The 20,291-nt window shown below is 51.5% G+C and carries 18 protein-coding genes; 7 read left to right on the top strand and 11 right to left on the bottom strand.

Annotated features, from left to right (window positions below; all coding sequences use genetic code 11):
- Nucleotide 1: 1 nt before the first annotated feature.
- The gene (locus IEY39_RS19320) at nucleotides 2–925 is read left to right on the top strand and encodes a sterol desaturase family protein (RefSeq protein ID WP_188934642.1); all 924 of its coding nucleotides are present in this window, start codon (nucleotides 2–4) and stop codon (nucleotides 923–925) included.
- A gap of 63 nt (nucleotides 926–988) precedes the next feature.
- On the opposite strand, the gene IEY39_RS19315 is transcribed toward IEY39_RS19320, so the two are convergent.
- The 5 genes from IEY39_RS19315 to IEY39_RS19295 all read right to left on the bottom strand — a co-directional run bounded on the left by IEY39_RS19315 (nucleotide 989) and on the right by IEY39_RS19295 (nucleotide 5,599).
- Nucleotides 989–1,639: a hypothetical protein gene (locus tag IEY39_RS19315; protein WP_188934640.1), complete on the bottom strand. Its 651-nt coding sequence runs from the start codon at nucleotides 1,637–1,639 to the stop codon at nucleotides 989–991.
- On the bottom strand, nucleotides 1,640–1,795 hold the full coding sequence (locus IEY39_RS19310; RefSeq protein ID WP_188934637.1) for a hypothetical protein: 156 nt from the start codon (nucleotides 1,793–1,795) through the stop codon (nucleotides 1,640–1,642). It lies immediately after the preceding gene.
- Between the two features lie 422 nt (nucleotides 1,796–2,217).
- Nucleotides 2,218–3,171 carry a transglutaminase family protein gene (locus IEY39_RS19305; RefSeq protein WP_188934634.1) on the bottom strand — a complete coding sequence of 318 codons (954 nt, stop codon included), beginning with the start codon at nucleotides 3,169–3,171 and terminating at the stop codon, nucleotides 2,218–2,220.
- A 7-nt stretch (nucleotides 3,172–3,178) separates the two neighbouring features.
- The gene (locus tag IEY39_RS19300; RefSeq protein WP_188934632.1) at nucleotides 3,179–4,111 is read right to left on the bottom strand and encodes an alpha-E domain-containing protein; all 933 of its coding nucleotides are present in this window, start codon (nucleotides 4,109–4,111) and stop codon (nucleotides 3,179–3,181) included.
- A 39-nt stretch (nucleotides 4,112–4,150) separates the two neighbouring features.
- Nucleotides 4,151–5,599, bottom strand: a complete 1,449-nt coding sequence (locus IEY39_RS19295) for a circularly permuted type 2 ATP-grasp protein (RefSeq protein WP_188934630.1) — start codon at nucleotides 5,597–5,599, stop codon at nucleotides 4,151–4,153.
- A 109-nt stretch (nucleotides 5,600–5,708) separates the two neighbouring features.
- Between IEY39_RS19295 and kdsB the strand changes: the two genes are divergently transcribed.
- From kdsB to mgtE, 5 genes are all read left to right on the top strand, one after another.
- Nucleotides 5,709–6,443: a 3-deoxy-manno-octulosonate cytidylyltransferase gene (kdsB, locus tag IEY39_RS19290; RefSeq protein WP_188934628.1), complete on the top strand. Its 735-nt coding sequence runs from the start codon at nucleotides 5,709–5,711 to the stop codon at nucleotides 6,441–6,443.
- A gap of 142 nt (nucleotides 6,444–6,585) precedes the next feature.
- A complete protein-coding gene (locus tag IEY39_RS19285; RefSeq protein WP_188934626.1) occupies nucleotides 6,586–7,521 on the top strand; it encodes an ROK family protein in 936 nt (311 codons plus the stop codon).
- Nucleotides 7,522–7,632: 111 nt separating this feature from the next.
- Nucleotides 7,633–8,706, top strand: a complete 1,074-nt coding sequence (locus tag IEY39_RS19280) for an iron-containing alcohol dehydrogenase family protein (RefSeq protein WP_188934624.1) — start codon at nucleotides 7,633–7,635, stop codon at nucleotides 8,704–8,706.
- Nucleotides 8,707–8,717: 11 nt separating this feature from the next.
- Nucleotides 8,718–9,632: a fasciclin domain-containing protein gene (locus IEY39_RS19275; RefSeq protein WP_188934622.1), complete on the top strand. Its 915-nt coding sequence runs from the start codon at nucleotides 8,718–8,720 to the stop codon at nucleotides 9,630–9,632.
- A gap of 83 nt (nucleotides 9,633–9,715) precedes the next feature.
- Nucleotides 9,716–11,083 (top strand): magnesium transporter, encoded by a 1,368-nt coding sequence (mgtE, locus tag IEY39_RS19270; protein WP_188934620.1) that lies wholly within the window; start codon nucleotides 9,716–9,718, stop codon nucleotides 11,081–11,083.
- On the opposite strand, the gene cydB is transcribed toward mgtE, so the two are convergent.
- From cydB to IEY39_RS19250, 4 genes are all read right to left on the bottom strand, one after another.
- Nucleotides 11,080–12,114: a cytochrome d ubiquinol oxidase subunit II gene (gene cydB, locus IEY39_RS19265; protein WP_188934618.1), complete on the bottom strand. Its 1,035-nt coding sequence runs from the start codon at nucleotides 12,112–12,114 to the stop codon at nucleotides 11,080–11,082. The genes mgtE and cydB overlap by 4 nt on opposite strands.
- A gap of 31 nt (nucleotides 12,115–12,145) precedes the next feature.
- The gene (locus IEY39_RS19260) at nucleotides 12,146–13,540 is read right to left on the bottom strand and encodes a cytochrome ubiquinol oxidase subunit I (RefSeq protein WP_188934616.1); all 1,395 of its coding nucleotides are present in this window, start codon (nucleotides 13,538–13,540) and stop codon (nucleotides 12,146–12,148) included.
- 18 nt (nucleotides 13,541–13,558) lie between these two features.
- Entirely contained in the window at nucleotides 13,559–14,065 is a 507-nt protein-coding gene (locus tag IEY39_RS19255) for a DUF2480 family protein (RefSeq protein ID WP_188934614.1), read from the bottom strand.
- A gap of 69 nt (nucleotides 14,066–14,134) precedes the next feature.
- On the bottom strand, nucleotides 14,135–16,294 hold the full coding sequence (locus tag IEY39_RS19250) for a SurA N-terminal domain-containing protein (RefSeq protein WP_188934612.1): 2,160 nt from the start codon (nucleotides 16,292–16,294) through the stop codon (nucleotides 14,135–14,137).
- A 564-nt stretch (nucleotides 16,295–16,858) separates the two neighbouring features.
- Here IEY39_RS19250 and nadA point away from each other — a divergent pair.
- Complete coding sequence (gene nadA, locus IEY39_RS19245; protein ID WP_188934610.1) at nucleotides 16,859–17,869, top strand: quinolinate synthase NadA; 1,011 nt, start codon at nucleotides 16,859–16,861, stop codon at nucleotides 17,867–17,869.
- A gap of 15 nt (nucleotides 17,870–17,884) precedes the next feature.
- On the opposite strand, the gene mnmG is transcribed toward nadA, so the two are convergent.
- Nucleotides 17,885–19,747: a tRNA uridine-5-carboxymethylaminomethyl(34) synthesis enzyme MnmG gene (mnmG, locus tag IEY39_RS19240; protein ID WP_188934609.1), complete on the bottom strand. Its 1,863-nt coding sequence runs from the start codon at nucleotides 19,745–19,747 to the stop codon at nucleotides 17,885–17,887.
- An 87-nt stretch (nucleotides 19,748–19,834) separates the two neighbouring features.
- The gene (gene ybeY / locus IEY39_RS19235; protein WP_188934607.1) at nucleotides 19,835–20,266 is read right to left on the bottom strand and encodes an rRNA maturation RNase YbeY; all 432 of its coding nucleotides are present in this window, start codon (nucleotides 20,264–20,266) and stop codon (nucleotides 19,835–19,837) included.
- Nucleotides 20,267–20,291: the final 25 nt, after the last annotated feature.

Here is a 20,291-nt window from a genome sequence, read left to right as displayed (position 1 = left end):
TATGGAGACCCTCAGCTTCTATTTCCAGCACATCCCCTCTTACCAGCGAAGCCTGATCCTGGCTGGAGGTCTTGTTCTATTTTGGATCATTGAAGGGATCATTCCCCTGTTTCGATTCCAATATCACCGGGTTCGCCATGCGGGATTGAATCTTTTCTTTACGCTGACCACCGTCATCGTCAACTTTGCCTTTGCCACGCTGATCATCCGCGCCGCCGACTATAGCACCACCCATCAAACCGGTGTGCTATGGCTGATCGCCAGGTGGCCTGTTGTCCCCTTGTGGTTGCTTACCCTCATCGGGCTGATGCTGCTCGACCTCATCAGCGCCTGGTTTATCCATTGGCTGCACCACCAAATAAAATGGCTCTGGAAATTTCATCTCGTTCATCACAGCGACACCTGGGTGGATACAACCACTGCCAACCGCCATCACCCCGGGGAAAGCCTTTTCCGCGCCCTCTTCACGCTGATCGCCGTGATCATCGTGGGAAGCCCGGTGTGGATGGTCTTCCTCTACCAGTCGCTATCCGTCCTTTTCTCCCAGTTTAACCATGCGAATATTTCGCTTCCCAAATGGCTGGATAACGTTCTGGCTTTGTTTATCGTCTCACCGGACATGCACAAGGTTCACCATCACTACCGGCGACCGCTGACGGATATGAATTACGGTAATATTTTTTCGTGCTGGGACCGGCTTTTCCATACCTACCGGTTTGTTCGCGATACAAAGAAGCTTACCTATGGTATCGATACGCATCCGACGGAAGCGGAAAACAACCGGATGGGGGCGTTGTTGGGGATGCCTTTCCAGGAATACCGGCCGCCAACCAGCGAAAACTCTCCCATACCCACGCCACAAGCCGCAGCCCCGGACGCCACCCAAACAACTGCGGCGCCTCCTAGCGCGCACGCCGGCAAATAGGAGGCAACTATCTCTAGTTGGGGAAAAATTATTCATTGCCCTCGAATGAGGGCTCTTTGATCCTTAACTTGCTAATTTTTGCTCATCATTATCTCGAGAAAGAAGAAATTCCTTGTCCAAATAAGGATTATATTTCTCAATTGGCCGAGGAAGGAAAAATCCTTGAATCATTTCTGGATTAATAACGCAGATTTGAATATGTAACTGAGAGGTAAATGGAGCAGTTGGATATATTTCCCTTCCCTCCTGAAAAGCGCTCCTTATTGTATCATACGGCGATTTTCCCTGATCTCTTCTGGATTGATGAACATATTTAAGAACGGCACAGTCTAGCAATCGCTTTGGCCCATCATTTTCCGGCATCTTTTTCCCCAATTCACGATGCATCTGAACAAGACCGTTATAGGCTTCTTCAAGAATAGAAAGCGACTCTGGTTCCATTAAATTCAGGCAATTTCCCAAATGAATAGTTGTACCGAGTACGAAGGGCGTCTTAATCCTAATTTTATTGAATTGAGAGCCTTCGGCACTTTGGACCGCGTATTCAAGTGCTCTTTCAGGATTCTGTTCCCAAAAATATATGCCAGACCCCAACCAATCCCATGAGTTTTTACTTGGTTTAAGATGATCTCTTCCGTTCAGCACATTAAGACCGACTACATCTCGGTCGCAACTGTGATAGCCAGTAACTTGAAATGGTTGATGATTAGACAACTACTTCTTTTTTTTCTTAGTATCTTTTGACAATTCTTTTTCCTCAATAATACCCGCGTCGACTAGGAATTTTTGGGTACTTTCTTTTGACCTTAAAGCTTTTTTAGTTGCTGCCTTAATGGTGTTTACTTGCTCCTGGATTGCTGCCTGAGTCATGAAATAAAAAATTAGGGTAAATAATGTTATGGGCAACAAATATTTGTATATTTGATGCATCTACACTTCTTTTACTCTAAATTAATTATACAGAACTAGTAGCCACTAACTACTAGTTCTGAGGCGGGAATGAACAAAAATAGCCCACTTTTGCACATATATACTCACATTTTTTCCACTTTTCGCTGTTGCGCTAAATTAAGCTCCATAATACCTATCAGGAGAATCTCTATTGCGTCCAAAATGTACCCGAAGGATCAGAGGTCCAAAACCTTTTCTTATGAACCTGCCGCCGGTTCCGCTGTGGTCGGCTAACTCAACCCCTTAAAGACATAGCCGGGCTTATCGTCGAACAAACAATACCATTCTGCCTCAAAGAAATGAGGTTATTTTTTAGGATTGGCGATAGTTCCAAATAGGCGCTACTGCTGTTGCATCATCTCCATATAGCGGCGATAAGAATTGACCTCGCTCCCGTTGATAGAAGGCTGTTGTTCGAGAACCGTAACGACATCTTCCGTCGTCCGCCCATTCTCGTAAGAAACGGAGACGCCCACTTCCAGCACCTGGCCGGCCGTCCCTTTATACGTTCCTTTGACGGGCGAGCAGTCGGAGAAGCTGCGGCCAACGGCAAGCCGGACATGGAGATCATCGGCAATGCAATTATTGGTCGGGTCGAGCCCTACCCATCCATTGAAAGGGATATAGGCTTCGATCCAGGCGTGGGTAGCTCCTTCTCCCCGCATGCCATTCTGATTGGGGCAGATATACCCGCTGACATACCGGGCCGGGATCTGTATCTGGCGCAGGAATACCAGCAGCATGTGCGCGAAGTCCTGGCAGACGCCCGCTCTTAATTTCCACACCTCGTCGAGCGTGGACTCGACGCTGGTGACGCCTTTGATATACTTGAAGTGCTCGTAGACATAGGTTCTCAGCTGCAACGCCGCTTCGAGCGGGGTCTGGCTCCGGGCCTTGTCGGGGCAGACGCTCTCCAACACTTCGGACAAGGAAGCAAATCGCTCCTGCTTTAGAAAATCGATATAGGGCACCTGCCAGCGAATCTGCTCCAGCATCGCCCACTGGGCTTCTTTTTCTGCGCTGTCCTGCAGCGCCGGACGTTGCTTCGTCACCACCTCGATGCGGGAGTCGATGATAAGGGAGGTATGCGGCTCCGCATGGGTGAATGAACCAACCTCGTTTCCATAATAGTCCTTATAGACTTCGATCACCGGCTCACCCGTGACGGTCAGTTCGTGCTTGAGGACTTCCTGGAACTCGTCCTTTACGGGAAAAAGCACGATCTGGTTAGCGCTGTCCCTTACCGGACCTTCATATGTATATTTCGTGATGTGGTGGATATTAAAGCGGGGCATATGGAAACTAAAGATAGGCAAAGTAATGTTGATTGAGGACATTGCCTACCTCATAAAGATCTTCTTTGACTCCGTTCAGATAGGGATGGAGCCCCTCGCGGAGGATGCTTTCGACCGTGGAATATTTCACTTTGCTTTGGATGCGGCCGATCATAAAGTCGATCTTGCCCCAGGCCTCCCTGTTGCGATCGCTTTTCAGCCGTTGAAAATATCGTTGCATCTGGTTGATGGAATAGATGACGCTCCGGGGAAAGTCCTCGTTCAGCACTGTCTGTTCCACGACGTTGCGAGCGTCAAAACCGGTGCGATAGGTTTTCAGATAAAGCTCATACCCCGAGACGGAGAGCAGCAGGTATTTCCAGTAGGTAGTATCGGTGCGGGTGAGATCATAGTTGCGATCGCTGAATTTGATATCGAGGATATCCGCCGACTGCACTCCGCGTTCGAGGAACTTGCCGATATTGATGAAGGCATATCCTTCGCCCCGGGCCATTGTGATATCCGTGATGCCATAGTACAACAGGCCCTGGCGGATGAGGATATCGAGGATGGAAACAGGATCATCCTGGTGCAGACCGCGGACCAGCTGCTCGTCGCGGATGGTATGATAAAAATCGTTGAGGCATTGCCAGAGTTCTTTTGTGATATGATCCTGTACGCTGCGGGCATTCTCCCGGGCCTTCGTGACGATATTGAGCACGGAGTTGGCATTCTCCCGGGCGGTGACCATATATTGCAACACGGTGCGGGTCTGATGGGCAATGGCAGTTGATTGCTCTTCGTCGAGATAGGTAAAGATGCGCAGCACGGGTTTCCAGGAGAACTCCTGGCTATCGTCCTGGGAGGAAGCGTAATTGATCTTTAACATCCGGAGGATACCATCTGTGCGTTCCATATAACGGCTCATCCAATATAAACTGTCCGCAACTCTACTCAGCATGTATTATATTTAGCTTTGATCGGGCGGGGCCCAAAATTCTTATCCTGCCAATACCCAGGTGTCCTTACTGCCGCCGCCCTGGGATGAATTGACCACCAGCGACCCTTCCCGCAGCGCCACCCGGGTGAGGCCACCCGGGACGATCTGGATACCCTCGGGACCGCAGAGGGCGTAGGGCCGCAGGTCTACCCGACGGGGCTTCAGCCTGCCATGCATATAACAGGGGGCGGAGGACAAATTGATAATTGGCTGCGCGATATACTGCCGGGGGTCTTTCAGGATCTCGGTTTTATATCGGTACATTTCTTCTTCGCTGGCGACATTTCCCATCAGCATCCCATAGCCGCCGCTCTCGTTGGTCCGCTTCACTACCATACTGGCCATATTGGCAAAAACATATTCGCTTTCGTCCGCATTCCCTAACTGATACGTAGGCACATTTTTGAGGATGGGCTCTTCGTTGAGGTAATACCGTATCATAGCGGGGACAAAGGCATAGATAGCTTTGTCATCTGCCACTCCGTTGCCGACGGCATTGACGATGGCGACATTCCCCTTACGATAGGCGCTCATGATGCCTGCTACCCCCAGCATGCTGTCGGGCTGAAAGACGAGGGGGTCGAGGAAGTCGTCGTCCACCCGGCGATAGATCACGTCTACCTGTTGCAGTCCCGCGGTTGTTTTCATGTAGACGCGGTGATTGTCCACGACAAGGTCGCGGCCCTCGACGAGTTCGACACCCATCAGCCGGGCCAGGGTGGTATGTTCGAAATAGGCGGAATTGTAAATCCCCGGTGTCAGCAATACGATGGTTGGATGTGCTGTCTGGCGGGGTGAGAGGGAGACCAGGTTGCGATGGAGGATATCGGGGTATTCCGTGACGGTGCGCACATTATTCTTCGGGATCAGATCGGGAAAGATGCGTTTGGTGATCTCCCTGTTCTCGAGCATATAGCTGACCCCGCTGGGCGTCCGCAGGTTGTCTTCCAGGATATAGAATGTTCCGTCCTGGTCGCGGATAAGGTCGATGCCGGCGATGTGGACATAGATATCGTGAGGGATCGAAAAGCCATGCATCTCCCGCAGGAAGTGTGGACAGCTATAGACCATCTCGACGGGGACGACCCCGTCTTTCAGGATAAACTGGTTATGATAGACGTCTTTTAGAAAAAGATTCAGCGCCTTAAGGCGTTGCCGGATGCCGGCCTCGATGTAACTCCATTCGGTAGCGGTGATGATGCGCGGGATGATGTCGAAGGGGAAGATCTTTTCGATGCCTTCCCCGCTGCTGTAGACAGTGAAGGTGATGCCCTGGCTCATAAAAAGCCGCTTGGCTAATTCCTCCTTTTTGTTGAGCTCTTCGATGCTCATCTGCTGCAGGAAATCCACCACTCCCTGGTATTGCGGCCGGACGGCCTGATGGGCATACATCTCGTCCCAAGTGTGGCCGCCCACGTTATAGCTGTTAAGCAGTTCGTTGGTTTGCATGCTAGTCTTGGTTTTGGCAGAACGGAATGGCAGGCGGGCGCTAGACTTAATAAATATAAATAAAAAACCGTCCCGACGGACACAACCAGAAAATCTTATTTTCGCCCCCATGAAAATCATCGCCATGATCCCCGCCCGTTACGCGGCGACCCGTTTTCCTGCCAAGCTTATGCAGCTCCTGGGAGAAAAGACCGTGATCCGGCATACATACGACAATACAAAGGCCACGGGCCTGTTTGACGAGGTAATGGTAGTCACGGACAGCGATATCATCTATGAAGAGATTACCCGGCACGGTGGAAAAGCGAAGATGAGTGTTCAGGAACACGAAAGCGGCAGCGACCGCATCGCGGAAGCCGTTGCGGATATGGACGTCGACATCGTCGTAAATGTCCAGGGCGATGAGCCGTTTGTCAGGAGAGAACCGCTTGAAAAATTACTGGAGGTATTCCGCGGTGACGCGGGCTCGGGACATAATGACGTACAGGTCGGCTCACTTGTGCAGGTGCTAAAGGAGCAACGCTTCATCGAAGACCCCAACTATGTTAAGGTAGCATTGGATAAGAACAACAACGCCCTCTTCTTCAGCAGAAGCGTCATTCCCTATCCCCGCGACCCATCCGCCGCGGCCATCTATTATGAACATATAGGCGTATACGCTTTTCGCAAACAGGCCCTGCTTCAGTTTACGGCGTGGCCGGTGAGCCCGCTGGAAGCCGTGGAGAAGGTCGAATGCCTGCGCTACCTGGAGAACGGCATTCCCATCCGCATGGTGATCACCACCTATATGGGCGTCGAGATCGACACCCCGGAAGACCTGGAGCGGGCTGCTAAACTGCTTTAGTCCATCGTTGTGGTGCACCTCGGAGCTGCGCACTCTGCAAAAAAAGCGGGCCGCACTTTGCAAAAAAAAATTATCCAATTGCTAAAACGGTTAAGTATTAAATTAGCCGCGGAGCTATTTCCGGGAAAGAACTATCTGCATCATGAATCAACCAATATGGGGAATTGACCTTGGTGGAACAAAGATCGAAGGAGTGATATTGAGATCCATCACCGATCCTACGCCCATCGTCCGGACACGCATAGATACGGAAGCGTCGAAAGGATATGAACATATCATCAGCCAGATAGCCCGGCTCATCGCCGACATGGAAAGTCAGTCGGGGTTAAAGCCTTTCGCTGTCGGCATCGGCACACCGGGTGTTCTCGACCCGACCTTACGCACGATGAAGAACAGCAATACGGTTGTCCTCAACGGAAAGCCTTTGCAAAATGATCTGGAGCAAGCCATGCAATTGAAGATAGAGCTAGCCAACGACGCCAACTGCTTCGCCCTGGCGGAAACCCAATGGGGTATCGTCCGCCAGTCTGCCCCCGAAGCCCGGCTTGTCTTTGGCATCATCATGGGCACGGGTGTCGGCGGCGGCATCGTTATGGATGGCAAGATCTGGAACGGCCGCCATGGAATCGGCGGCGAATGGGGGCACAACTTCCTGGATGAATCCGGCGGCCCCTGCTATTGCGGCAAGACCGGCTGTGTAGAAACCGTCATTTCCGGTCCCGCGACCGAACGCTACTATAAAAGTCTCACCGGCCAGACCCTGAAATTAAAAGAGATCGTTACCCGGCATCGGGAACGCAGCGACGCAGCAGCGACAAAGACTATCGAGCGGCTCTGTCATTTCTTCGGTAAAGGCGTCTCCGTCATCACCAACCTGCTCGACCCCGATGTTATTGTCGTCGGCGGCGGCGTGGGAAATATCGACGATCTGTATTCCACGGGCCTGGAAGCGCTCGGAAAATTCATCTTCAACAATGGAGTGGAGGTTCCCTTGCTAAAACCCTCAATGGGAGATAGTGCGGGTGTCTTCGGAGCCGCTGCGCTTGTGGCGGATTTGACTCCGGTGTATAGGTCGTAGCCCGGGACGGGCCTTCGGCCAAAACACCTCCGGCGTTTCCTGGCCGGGCCTCTGCAAAGCACCTCCTTTGGTAACAATCCCTTAACTTCGCGGCTCAAATCTGATATTTTTATGACCTTTAGGAATTTCAAGATGGTGGGCTATGTCGTGTATGGCCGCGGTTGTTTTAATCAATTGGATGAGCTCCTGGCTCCGCACCGAAAAGGCGACGCCCCTATGATCTTCTTGTTGGACCACTATTTTGAGAATAGACCCCTTGCCCGCCGCATCCCCCTCCGCGGAAAAGACAAGGTCATTTTTGCAGACGTCAGCTACGAACCAAAGACTTCTTATGTCGATCGGCTGGCCACGGAATTAAAACAGGAGTTCGGTACCGTCAGCGGTATCATCGGCATCGGTGGCGGATCGACCATGGACCTCGCCAAGGCCGTCTCCCTCATGATGACCAACCCCGGCTCTTCCGCCGATTACCAGGGGTGGGATCTCGTGAAGCTTCCCGGCGTCTACAAAGTTGGCATCCCGACGCTTAGCGGCACGGGAGCGGAAGTATCGCGGACGACCGTACTCACCGGGCCTACCAAGAAATTGGGCATGAACTCTGATTTTACCCCCTTCGACCAGATCGTCCTGGACCCCGAACTTACGGCTGACGCCCCCGTCAACCAGCGCTTCTATACCGGGATGGACTGCTATATCCACTGCATCGAAAGCCTCGAGGGGACGTATCTCAACGAGTTCAGCAAATCCTACGGCGAAAAAGCGCTCCAGCTGTGCCAGGAAGTCTATGTGAAAAAACAGGGCTGGGATGCGGATAGCGATGACAAGCTCATGATGGCTTCCTATGCCGGGGGGATGAGCATTGCCTATTCCCAGGTGGGGGTGGCGCATGCGGTAAGCTATGGCCTGGCCTATCTGCTGGGGACCAAACACGGCATCGGTAATTGCATCGTTTTTGACAAACTGGAGGAATTCTACCCCGAAGGAGTCCGGGAATTCAAGAAAATGGTGGAAAAGAATAAGATCGATATCCCCCAGCATATTACAAAAGGGCTCACCGATGAACAATTCAATACCATGATCGACGTTTCTTTGGTGATGAAGCCGTTGTGGGAAAATGCGCTGGGGAAGGACTGGGAAAAGATCATGACCCGCGACCGGCTAAGAGCGTTGTACGAGAAGCTCTAAAATTCCATCTGATGGAGAGACGCTTGTTAAATTTGGTATCTGGCCTGCTAAGCCTTTTGCTCATCGGTTTGCTGGCCTGTAAAAAGACGCCTGCGGCAAAGATCCAGGTGACGCCCCTGCAGACCCTGATTAATACGGACACCACCTTGACCCTGTTCCATCGGATGATCCTCCGGGCCAATGACGTCGCCTTGCTAAACGACGAGGCGGTGACCCTGTTCATCCCCCGGAATGCCGTTCTGAGACAGGATGGGTATCCGGAGCTTATCATCGACTCGATGAGCTCGACCCTTGCCGACCGCATCGTCCGCTATCAATACCTCCCCGCCGCCGTCAACACCGACAGCGCCGGCTATACGCCCAACACGACGCTGCTGGGGATCCCCGTTTATATCGGCAAGGACAATGCAGGCAACCTGCTGTTGAATGGCTCGGCCACGGCAGCCAACAAGCCGACCGCCGTCGGTAAAGCTTCGGTTTACTGGCTGAATTCGGTGGTACCCCCCGGTGCGGACTCGCTTACGGAATTGTTACAAACGGATAGCTCCATCAAGCTTTTTGCCCGGATAATGGCCCGGACAAATCTCTACGATTCGCTTTTACAAACGGGATCGTTTACCGTACTGGCGCCCGTCAATCATGCGCTGCTGGCGGCGGGTTACGATAGCCTCCGCATCGACACCGTCAATGTCGACAGCTTGCTGCCGATAGCGCAAAACCAGGTGGTGAAAGGCACCTGGTTCAGCACCACCTTCCCCTCCAAAGTGACAACCCTCACCGGTGGCAGCATCACCGTTGCCGTAGCGGGCGGGGTCCTTCAGTTTGCCGGCACTGGCAATTCGACACCCGTGCACTGGCTCAGCGGTGACCAGGTGGGGGGCTCCGGCCTGATCCTCCATCACGTCGATGGGATTCTTTCGCCTTAGCAAGCACCAGACGCATAAGTATAACAGTAAAATAATATATCCCTCTCTTCCACAAAGCGCATCGGGTTCATTATTTTTGGCCTATGCTCAGTTTCAAAGAAATCAAGAACCTCCTTCAGCACAACAAGATCACGGATTTTGTTAAACTCAACAAGCTGACCCCCCGCGACATTGCCCAATTCGCCAATCGCAATACCCAGAGCGCGGTGAAGCTGTTCCAGCACCTCGACCCGAAAAAGACGGTGCGCGCTTTCAAATTCCTCCGCCGGAAAAAGCAGGAACAGATCATCAACTCCCTGCCGGAGGAAAAGGCGGCCGAACTGCTGAATGCCATGCAACCCGACGACCGCACCGCCTTCCTGGAAGAATTGCCGGGCAGTCACGTAAAAGAGCTGTTGAAAGTCCTGACCCCGGAGAATCGCGCCGAGGCCCTGGAATTGCTGGGGTATCCGGAAGGCTCCGTCGGCCGCCTGATGACCCCTGACTATGTCTCCATAAAGATGGATGAAACCTGCCAGGATGTGCTCTCCTTCATCCGGAAGCGGGGACAGGCGACGGAAACACTCAATTGGCTTTTTGTCATCGATGACAGAGGTGTGCTCATCGACGATATCAACATCAAAGATTTCCTCATCGTAGATCCGGGAACACTAGTCGCCGCCATCATGGACTATCAGTTCATCGCGCTGAATGTGAACGACGCGCAGAAGGCGGCTATACAGATGTTCCAGAATAACAGCCGGTATGCCCTGCCGGTGATCGATGACAACGGGGTGCTGTTGGGCATCGTCACTCTCGATGACGTACTGCGACTCGCGGAATCGGAAGGCACCCGGGAGATCCAGAAGATCGGTGGTTCCGAAGCCCTGGACGAACCTTATACGACCATCTCTTTTGCCAACCTGATCCGCAAACGCGCCGGCTGGCTGATCATCCTCTTCCTCGGTGAAATGCTCACTGCCACCGCCATGGGTCATTTCGAGGATGAGATCAGCAAAGCTGTTGTGCTGGCCCTTTTCATCCCCCTCATCATCTCCAGCGGCGGTAACTCGGGCAGTCAGGCTTCTTCGATCATCATTCGCGCTATGGCATTAGGGGAGATTGGCTTCCGTGACTGGTGGCGGGTCATCCGTAGAGAGCTGCTTTCCGGCCTGGTGCTCGGCACGATACTTGGCATCGTCGGTTTTCTCCGCGTCTCGCTCTGGCAGCAATTTCACTTGTATAACTACGGCATCCATTGGATGAAAGTGGCGACTACCGTCTTCTTTGCATTGATCGGTGTGGTTATGTGGGGCACCGTGTCGGGGAGCATGCTGCCACTTATTCTAAAAAGACTGGGAGCGGACCCCGCCGCGTCCTCCGCACCATTTGTCGCCACCCTGGTGGATGTCACCGGACTCGTCATTTACTTCACGGTGGCCTTTGTCATTATGCAAGGAACGCTGCTTTAATAGCTCATTTCATCCAGCTTTACCTTCCCTTTAAAAGTCCAGAAAACAAAGGACGTGTAAATACCTACAAGCGGCGTGCCTACCAACGCCATCACCAGCAGGATCTTCATCGTCCGGATTGAAGAAGCCGCATTATAGATGGTGATGCTGTTTTCCGGGTGCTGCGGGGAATACAACAGGTAGGGAAACACTTCGAGCGCCACCATGATCAGCAACAATGATATCGTAATAGTGCTGGAGATAAAGGCAAACCGGTATTTGCCTACTTTCACCTGCCTGGGAATATTGGCGATGGCCAGGATCATCAGCAGAGGTATCGCAAAATATTGCGGCCGGCTTCTGAAAAAATCGCCTAGATGCGGGATATAGAGTAAGGTATACACCGTCGTGATGGTAAAACTGACTACGAAGAAGACGATGAAATTATTGGCCAGGACGTGCAGCTTGACAAAAAGCCGGTTCTCGGTTTTCATGGTAAGAAATATGGCGCCATGCATCATAAACAAAGCAAGGGTGGTGATAGCAACCATCACCGCAAAGGGATTGAAAAAGGAAAGCAGGTCGCCGGAAAATTCTTTGTTGCCGTTGAGCGGAAGCCCCTCCACTACATTGCCCAGCATCAATCCCAGCGAAAGTGAAATGACGATGGAGGCTACGCAATAAACGATATCCCAGGCTTTCCGCCACCAGAGCCAGGGTTCCTTGCTGCGGAATTCGATGGAGACGGCGCGAAAGATGAGGCCGACAAGAAAGATCATAAAGGGGACATAGAAGGCGGAGAAGATGGCAGCATAGGCAACAGGGAACCCGGCGAATAAGGCGCCGCCGCCGATCACCAGCCACACTTCATTTCCATCCCAGATGGGCCCGATGGCGTTCATGGCTATCCGGCGGCTTGACTCTTTCTTAAGAAAGAGGTGAAGGGACCCCGCCCCCAGGTCGAATCCGTCGAGGATGGCATAGCCGCTGATGACGGCGCCGAATACGAGGAACCACCAAACGTTGTAGTCGAGACCTAAGAAATGATGCATAGTGCTATTTTTTTACGCCTCCCCCCAACAGTCAGCCCTGGACGCCATGGTGCTCCAATAATGGGTTATCCCGCCGCTGGCCGCTTTCTATTTCTTCCTTCGTACCATAATCCACCGGTCCGTGCTGGATCTTCCGGTTCAGCAGGAAAAGGAATAAGGTGAACAGCACAATATAGACGATGGTAAAGAGGATGAGAGAAAATACGATCTGGTTGGCGGTGACCGCTCTCGACAAGGCATCCGATGTCCGCAGCATCCCATAGACGACCCAGGGCTGGCGACCCATCTCTGCCGTAAACCATCCGGCCTGGTTGGCGATCTGCGGCAGCAATACGCTTAGGGCATAGACCCAAAGCAGCCAGCGATAGTTGAACAGCTTTTTCCGCCACCACAGCCAGCACCCAAGCAGGGACAGAAAGATCATGGCCACGCCGGAGGCGACCATTAAATGATAGAATTGAAAAACACTGTTTACCTGTGAAGGCCGGTCTTCCGGCTTGAAGGCGCGAAGGCCGGTGACAGGTGTTTTGAAACTTCCATAGGTGAGAAAGGAAAGCCCCCCGGGAATCTTTAGCCCGTTGGTCTTCTCCGCTTTTTTGTCGACATAGCCAAGGATATACATATCCGCGATGGCCGAACTGTCAAAGTGCCCTTCCATGGCCGCCAGTTTCGCCGGCTGGTAGTGGGCGACTACTTCCGCGCTGCGGTCGCCGATAAAAAGCTGGAGCAGGGAAAAAACGGTGACGACGAGAAGGGAGATCTTAAAGGTCGGCCGCGCAATCTCGACGTGTTTGCGATGCAGGAGGTACCAGGCATTGACGCTAAGGACGAGGAAGGCTCCGGCCAGGATCGCACCCGTCCAGACATGCAGGATGCGATCGACGCTGGAAGGGTTGAAGACCATGGCCCAGAAATCGGTTATCTCTGCCCTGGCGTTGAGTCCTTCCCCAACGATGTGATAGCCGGCGGGTGTCTGCTGCCAGGAGTTGGCGACTACGATCCAGACGGCGGAGAACATGCTGCCAAGAAAGACCATGATCGTCGAGAAGAAATGAATACGAGGTCCGACCCGGTTCCACCCAAAGATGAGTATTCCCAAAAAGCCCGATTCGAGGGCAAAGGCGAAAATGCCTTCCGCCGCCAGGGCGCTTCCGAATATGTCACCAACGTATTTCGAATAGGTGGCCCAGTTGGTGCCGAATTCAAATTCCATGATGATTCCGGTGGCGACACCGATGCCGAAAATGAGGGCAAAAATGCGGATCCAAAAGCGGACCGCCATTTCATAGATGCGTTGGCCGGTGCGGAGATAGAGGCCTTCGAGGATGACGAGCATCAGACCCAGGCCGATGCTGAGCGGGGGATAGATGTAATGGAAACCGATGGTAAAAGCGAATTGGACCCTGGCCAGAATTTCGACATCCATAAATATGTCTTATTTATCCTACTTCTTCTTAAAAATAGGCACATTACTACAGGCTTCCCCATAAAGAATGCTCTTGGCAACGGGCCGCAACCTGCGGGCTATTTCCAGGTACGCGAATCCACCGACGGACAGATCGCCGCATCCCTTCACAACTACTCTTTTGTCGGAAAATTCGGCAATATCGATGGCACGAAGGTTGGCCAAAAAAATTTCGCGCAATGCTGTTTCCCTGTCACCCAGGTACAGGTCCTTTACATACGGCTGCGCCTGCACCGCCACCAGCATATACGCCCAGGAAGGAATGATCGCATCCGCTGTACAGGTGACGGCCAGGATCTTGTCCTGGTATTGGGTCCAGTCTATCGCCTGCAGGGTGGCCCGGAATTCTTTTTCTTTCAAGATCATCTCCATAAACAACATCGGCTTCAGATCGAAGACAACAATTTCCTCGCGAGGATAGTAATCTTCCAGATCAAGCGTATATAGCCCGCTTTGCGCCACTTTATTGATGATCTCTTCAGGCATGATATAAAGGTACAACAAAAAAAAAGCCCGCTCTGTTCGGGCGGGCCTTTTATCTATAAGTCGGGGCTCTTAGAAGAATTTAGCCCGGTAATCTTTTATTGTCGCTACTTTCCGCAGCGCGTCCGAATACCTGCTTTGGATCATTTGCCGCAATTGCTGCTCCATCATCATCTTTTGCTGTTGGATATCGGCATTGGGATTGGAGGTGGCGCTGACATTCTCCACTTTGATAAAAAATACGCCACCATTACCCGCGATGGCAGGAGAGATGGGCTTGCCGGCCAATTGTTTGTCGAACGACGCACCAACGACCTTTGGTTCCTGGCCCCCCATCCTGGGAATATAGGGCGAAGCGAACAGGATGCTGTCCGCATGTTCCACCGGCTGACCGGAAGCAGTAGACGCCGCATCGAGCGATGCGGGGCTTCCCAGCTTCTTGACGATTTGCTCGGCTTTCTTTTTGGTGCGCAAAATGGGCTCTATCTGGTTTCTGGCCCTGGCAGGGGACATGGTCCCTTCTTTGTCGATCTCGGTGAGCAGGGCAACGACATATTTGTCGCCAACGGAGAATGGCTCGGAGACATTCCCTACTTCCGCGTCGTAGACCCATTTTACTAATTCCCGCTTGGAACCTAATCCGGGAATAGTGGATTCCGTTGGAGTGATATCGGGCGCATACAATTTTTGCAGGTGCTCCTTCTGAACACTCTCGTCAAAGGCCTTGCCATCCCGGCTTTCTCCGGCGAACTGGCTGGCAAGACCGGATGCCGCCTGATCCGTTTCCTGACTGGGGTCGATTTTCTTGGTGAGATAGGCTACTTTATAGGCCGGCTCGAACTTCTTCTGGTCGGTAATCTCTATATAATGGTAGCCGAACACCGTCTTGACAATTTTCTTTTCCCCCGTTTTGCCATCGAAGATGAAATCAGCAAATTCTTTCGCCAGACCAGCGGCGCCCGTCTGGTAACCGATGTCACCGCCTTTCGTTTTGGAGCCGGGGTCATCGGACATTTTGAGCGCGATACTGTCCCAGTTGCCGCCATTTTCGAGGAGAGCCTTGACACTGTCGATCTTCTTCTTTGCAACACTATCTTCATTGATCACCTCTCCCGTGCGGGGGTTTGTGGTAGCGATCAGGATATGGCGGGAGCGAACAGAATCCGGAAGGGTCTTTACATCGATCAGCTTTGCTACGGTCCAGTTGCCGCCGTCGAGATAGGGACCGAAGGTTTCGCCTTTCTTGAGGGCGAAGATGGAATCCTTAGCAGGCACCTGGATCTGCGATTTCCCGATATAGCCGTCGAAGAAGGGTTGGTCGGAACCCACGCGGCCAAAGAAAACCGGCATATCGTCCGCCTTTGCAAAATCCTTGGTAAGATCGGTCAATTGCTGTTTGATATTCGAACTGTCCGCGGCACTGGGGCCCGCATTGAACGTCACATAAGCGATGCTGCGGGTTTCCCCCTGTTTGTATTGATCGGGATGTTTGTCGATATAATCCTGGATCTCGGCGTCGGAGATCTTTACCGCGCTATCGGCAACGGTAAAATATGGCGTATTGACATAGGAGATAGCGGCCAGCTGACTGTTATCCGCATTCGTCTTCTCCACCATCCACTTGGGTACATAAGCGCTGTTAGCCAGCAGCGCTTGATATTTGTCTTTCAGCCGCAACTTGACAACCTCCGGAACCCGTTGTTCAAAAAACTCGCGCGCCATTTCATAACGTCTGGCGTCCTGGTTATTTTTTGGCCCGGTCTTATACAGGTTGCGCAGTTGATTGATCTGCGCCGCCGCAGTCTGGTAATCGAAGATCCCTGTTTTAGGGTCCGTGAAGGCCTGTTTTACATCCGGGATGGCGTCATTACCAACCAGCATATCATTTAATTCCTTGTCGCTAACCACAAGGCCCAGGGATTCATATTCTCTGTTGAGCAACGTCTCTTCGGTGACTTCCAGCCAGGCCCTGTCGCGGACGTTTTGCAAAACGGCGTCGTTCACCTGGAAGCCCTGGGCTTTATACCTTTCTTCTAAACTGGTAACAGCTTTTTCAAAGTCGTTGTACTCGATCTTCTGGCCGTCGACGGTCCCGACGACAGTAGATTTGTTTCCAAAAAGCCGGCTCCGGCCCACAAAAGCATCCATCAAAAGAAAGCCGATAAGGCTTAAGGCAATAAGACCAAACACCAACCAGGCAGCTTTTTCGCGTATTTGCTGAATAATAGACATAAATGGGTAATCCCGCTTTTTGTCGGTCAAACCGCTTCCAGCGGTTTTTTGGCGGATGGCAAAAATAGGGGAAAATTGGTTATGAACAAATTGTGGAAAATCTTGTTAATTGGGCTTCTGATCAGCGTTTTAGACGATCTTGCCTGCGAGACGACCCATCGTGAAACTTTTTTCGTGAAACTATAATCAACAAGGAGTTATGAATAACCGTGGAAGACGGTGGATAAGCCCGGTTATGACGATCCGGATTCTGGGGGTAGAAAGACCGCAACTTTTTTTGGATCGTCCCGCGCAATGGCTGCTGTGTAAAATGCACCACTTATTCCACACCCGCTGACAGACAACAGCGAAATAAGTTTTCCTGACCCTATTTCCATCCACCGAAGTGGAAAAGCAGGGAAGAGTTCGATCCAAACTGGATAGTCGTATGTTAAGTTAATGTGAACTCCGGTGAATAAAGTGGTAACTTTTCATTTCGATCAGGTTGAAAAAAAAGATTATCCACGAATCCACCATGATAGTAGTAGTAGTTATTTTTATAAATAATAAATATTATTAAATACTATGGTTGATATCAACATAGCAGCTGCCAAAGAAAAATTGTCAACAAAGGGTTTTTTGGATATTGACGTTTCGCCGGAATTAGATCTCTTTCTCGAGATCGAAAAGCTGAAGAAAGAAAAGAATGCCATTATCCTGGCGCATTATTACCAGGAGGCGGATATCCAGGATGTGGCGGATTATATTGGGGATAGCCTGGGGCTGGCGCAGCAGGCGGAAAAGACCACTGCCGACATGATCGTTTTTGCGGGTGTTCATTTCATGGCGGAGACAGCCAAGATCCTCAACCCGGATAAAAAAGTTGTGCTGCCCGATCTGAAAGCAGGATGTTCACTGGCCGACTCTGCACCTGGTCACCTGTTCCAGGCTTTTAAAGAGAGATATCCCGATCACCTGGTGATCTCCTATATTAATTGCTCCGCCGAAGTAAAAGCGCTGAGCGATATCATCTGTACCTCGTCCAATGCACAAAAGATAGTGGAGAGCCTGCCTGCCGATCAGAAGATCATCTTTGCACCCGACCGTAACCTGGGGGCCTATCTGATAAAGAAGACCGGCCGGGATATGGTATTATGGGATGGCGCCTGTATGGTGCATGAGATATTTAGCCTGGAGAAGATCACGAAGCTGAAGATCAGGCATCCGAACGCAAAGCTCATCGCTCACCCCGAATGTGAAGAACCTATTTTGCGATTGGCAGATTATATTGGTTCGACCACCGGGCTGCTGAATTTTACGAAAAAGGACCCGTCGATGGAATACATCGTTGCTACCGAAACGGGGATCCTTCACCAGATGCAATTATCTTCCCCACAGAAGACCTTTATCCCGGCGCCACCGACCAATAACTGTGCTTGTAATGACTGCCCGCATATGAAGCTTAATACGCTTGAGAAGCTATATCTGTGTATGAAGTATGAGCAGCCCGAACTGCTGATGGACCCGACGCTGATGGTCGCGGCCAGGAAGCCGATTGAAAGGATGCTGGAGATCAGCGCAAAGTACGGATTATAATTTTTTTATATACGTTTATCTTCCCATGAAAACCATGAGGATCTGTACATCGCTTGGATTGACCCCGCTGATGCGGCTTGCCTGACCTAACGTGCGGGGTTTTATCTTTTTGAATTTCTGGAGCGCTTCATTGGATAGCGAGCTGACACGATCGTAATTGAAATTATCGGGGATCAGGAGATCCTCCAGCTGGGCCATTTTCTGCACCAGGTCTTTTTCTTTTTCGATATAGACATCATATTTCACCTGGATCTCGGCTTGTTCGAGCATATCAGGTGAATAGGTTTTAACTTCTTCGCCTAGCCGCGGAATGGCTTTGCTCATAGACTGTAGATCTATACCCGGACGAAGCAGCACCTGTCCTGCGCGTTGCTTCTGAGTGAGAGGAGCCGAATTCTTCGTGACAAGATAGTCGAGGGATTCTTCTGGTTCGAGCGAGAAAGATTGCAGCAGATTTTTTATTTCATCGACTCCGTTCTTCTTTTGAATAGTTCGCTCCATTCGCTCCTGGCTGGCGAGACCAAGGCGATAGCTCATTTCTGTCAGGCGGAGATCGGCATTATCCTGGCGCAGGAGGGTTCGGAATTCGGCACGAGAGGTGAACATGCGATAGGGCTCTTCGGTTCCCTTGCTGATGAGATCGTCGATAAGGACGCCGATGTAGGCTTCACTCCGCTTTAAGATCAGCGGTTCGAGTTGTCTTGTTTTTTGATGAGCATTGATACCTGCCATCAATCCCTGGCAGGCGGCTTCTTCATAGCCGGTGGTTCCGTTGACCTGACCTGCGAAAAAGAGATTGTCGATTGCCTTGGTTTCGAGGGAATGGCGAAGCTGGGTTGGCGGAAAGTAGTCGTATTCTATGGCGTACCCTGGTCGGAAGATGCGCACTTGTTCAAAGCCGGGAACCTGGCGTAGCGCCGCGTATTGTACCTCTTCCGGAAGGGAGGTGGAGAAACCATTGACATAGATCTCGACGGTGTTCCACCCTTCGGGTTCGATGAAGAGCTGGTGGCGTTCGCGTTCGGCAAAGCGATTGATCTTGTCTTCTATGCTGGGGCAATACCGGGGGCCCACCCCTTCGATGCGACCGGTGTACATAGGACTGCGATCAAACCCAGTCTTCAGAATATCATGAACGGTTGAATTGGTATAGGTAATCCAGCAGCTTTTTTGCCGGGTGGGTTTGGGTACATCCAGGTAGGAGAAACCGATGATGTCCTCATCCCCTTTCTGTTCCTCCATTTTTGTGTAATCGAGACTCCGGCCGTCGATGCGCGGTGGAGTTCCTGTCTTGAGGCGATCGCTTTCAAATCCAAGTGAAACGAGTTGTTCTGTGATACCGGTGGCGGCTTTTTCTGCTACTCTCCCACCCCCGAAGCGTTTTTCACCGATATGGATGACGCCATTCAGAAAGGTACCGCTGGTGACTACGACTGCTTTGGCATGGATGGTGTGACCCAGGCCGGTGACTACCCCGCAAGCCTTACCGTCTTGTATGACGAGGGAATTGACCATATCCTGGTAGAAATCGACGTTGGGAGTCTGTTCCAGCATTTCCCGCCAGGTGGCGGCAAAGAGCATGCGGTCATTCTGGGCACGAGGGCTCCACATGGCGGGCCCCTTGCTCCGGTTAAGCATCCGGAACTGGATCATGCTTTTATCGGTGACAATGCCGGAATAGCCGCCAAGTGCATCTATCTCCCGGACGATCTGGCCTTTAGCGATACCCCCCATAGCGGGGTTGCAGCTCATCTGGGCAATGGTCTGCATGTTCATGGTTACCAGTAGAACTTTTGAACCCAGGTTGGCGGCAGCAGCAGCGGCTTCACAGCCAGCATGGCCAGCGCCAACGACAATCACATCATATTGAGGAAACATGACGCAAAATTACAATTATTTCTGGCCGTTGATCGTTCCACGTGGAACAGCTTTGGCGGGGGATTTATTGTGTTTCCACGTGGAACACTATTGGTTAAGGTAGGCGGCCAGGTATTTCTCCTCCATTTTTCGCATAATTGCCTGTTCTTTTTCGGTTTTGTCCCCATACCCACAAAGATGCAGCGCCCCATGAAAGATGACCCGGTGTAATTCCCTTTTCACGGAAGCCCCAAAATGCGCTGCATTGTCTTTAACCCTATCAACACTAATGTATATTTCAGCGTTTATTAGATGGTCCGCTTCGGAGAGATCGAAAGTGATAATATCCGTATAGTAATCATGATGAAGAAATTGCCGGTTGATTTCCAGCAGGTATTCATCTGAACAAAAGATATAGTTAAGCTCGGCCAATGCGGTCGCCTCCTTTTTAAAGAGGGAGGCAATAAATCGCTTCAGCCGCTTTCTATCCGCAAGAGAAATGGACTCTAGGAAATTAAATTGAATGATGGGATTATTCATAATTTTACTAGCCAAAGATATAATC

The sequence above is a fragment of the Puia dinghuensis genome, assembly GCF_014642875.1.
GTDB classification, from domain to species: domain Bacteria; phylum Bacteroidota; class Bacteroidia; order Chitinophagales; family Chitinophagaceae; genus Puia; species Puia dinghuensis.
Note: the sequence above shows the minus strand (reverse complement) of the source record. Positions and strands in the feature narration are given on the sequence as shown.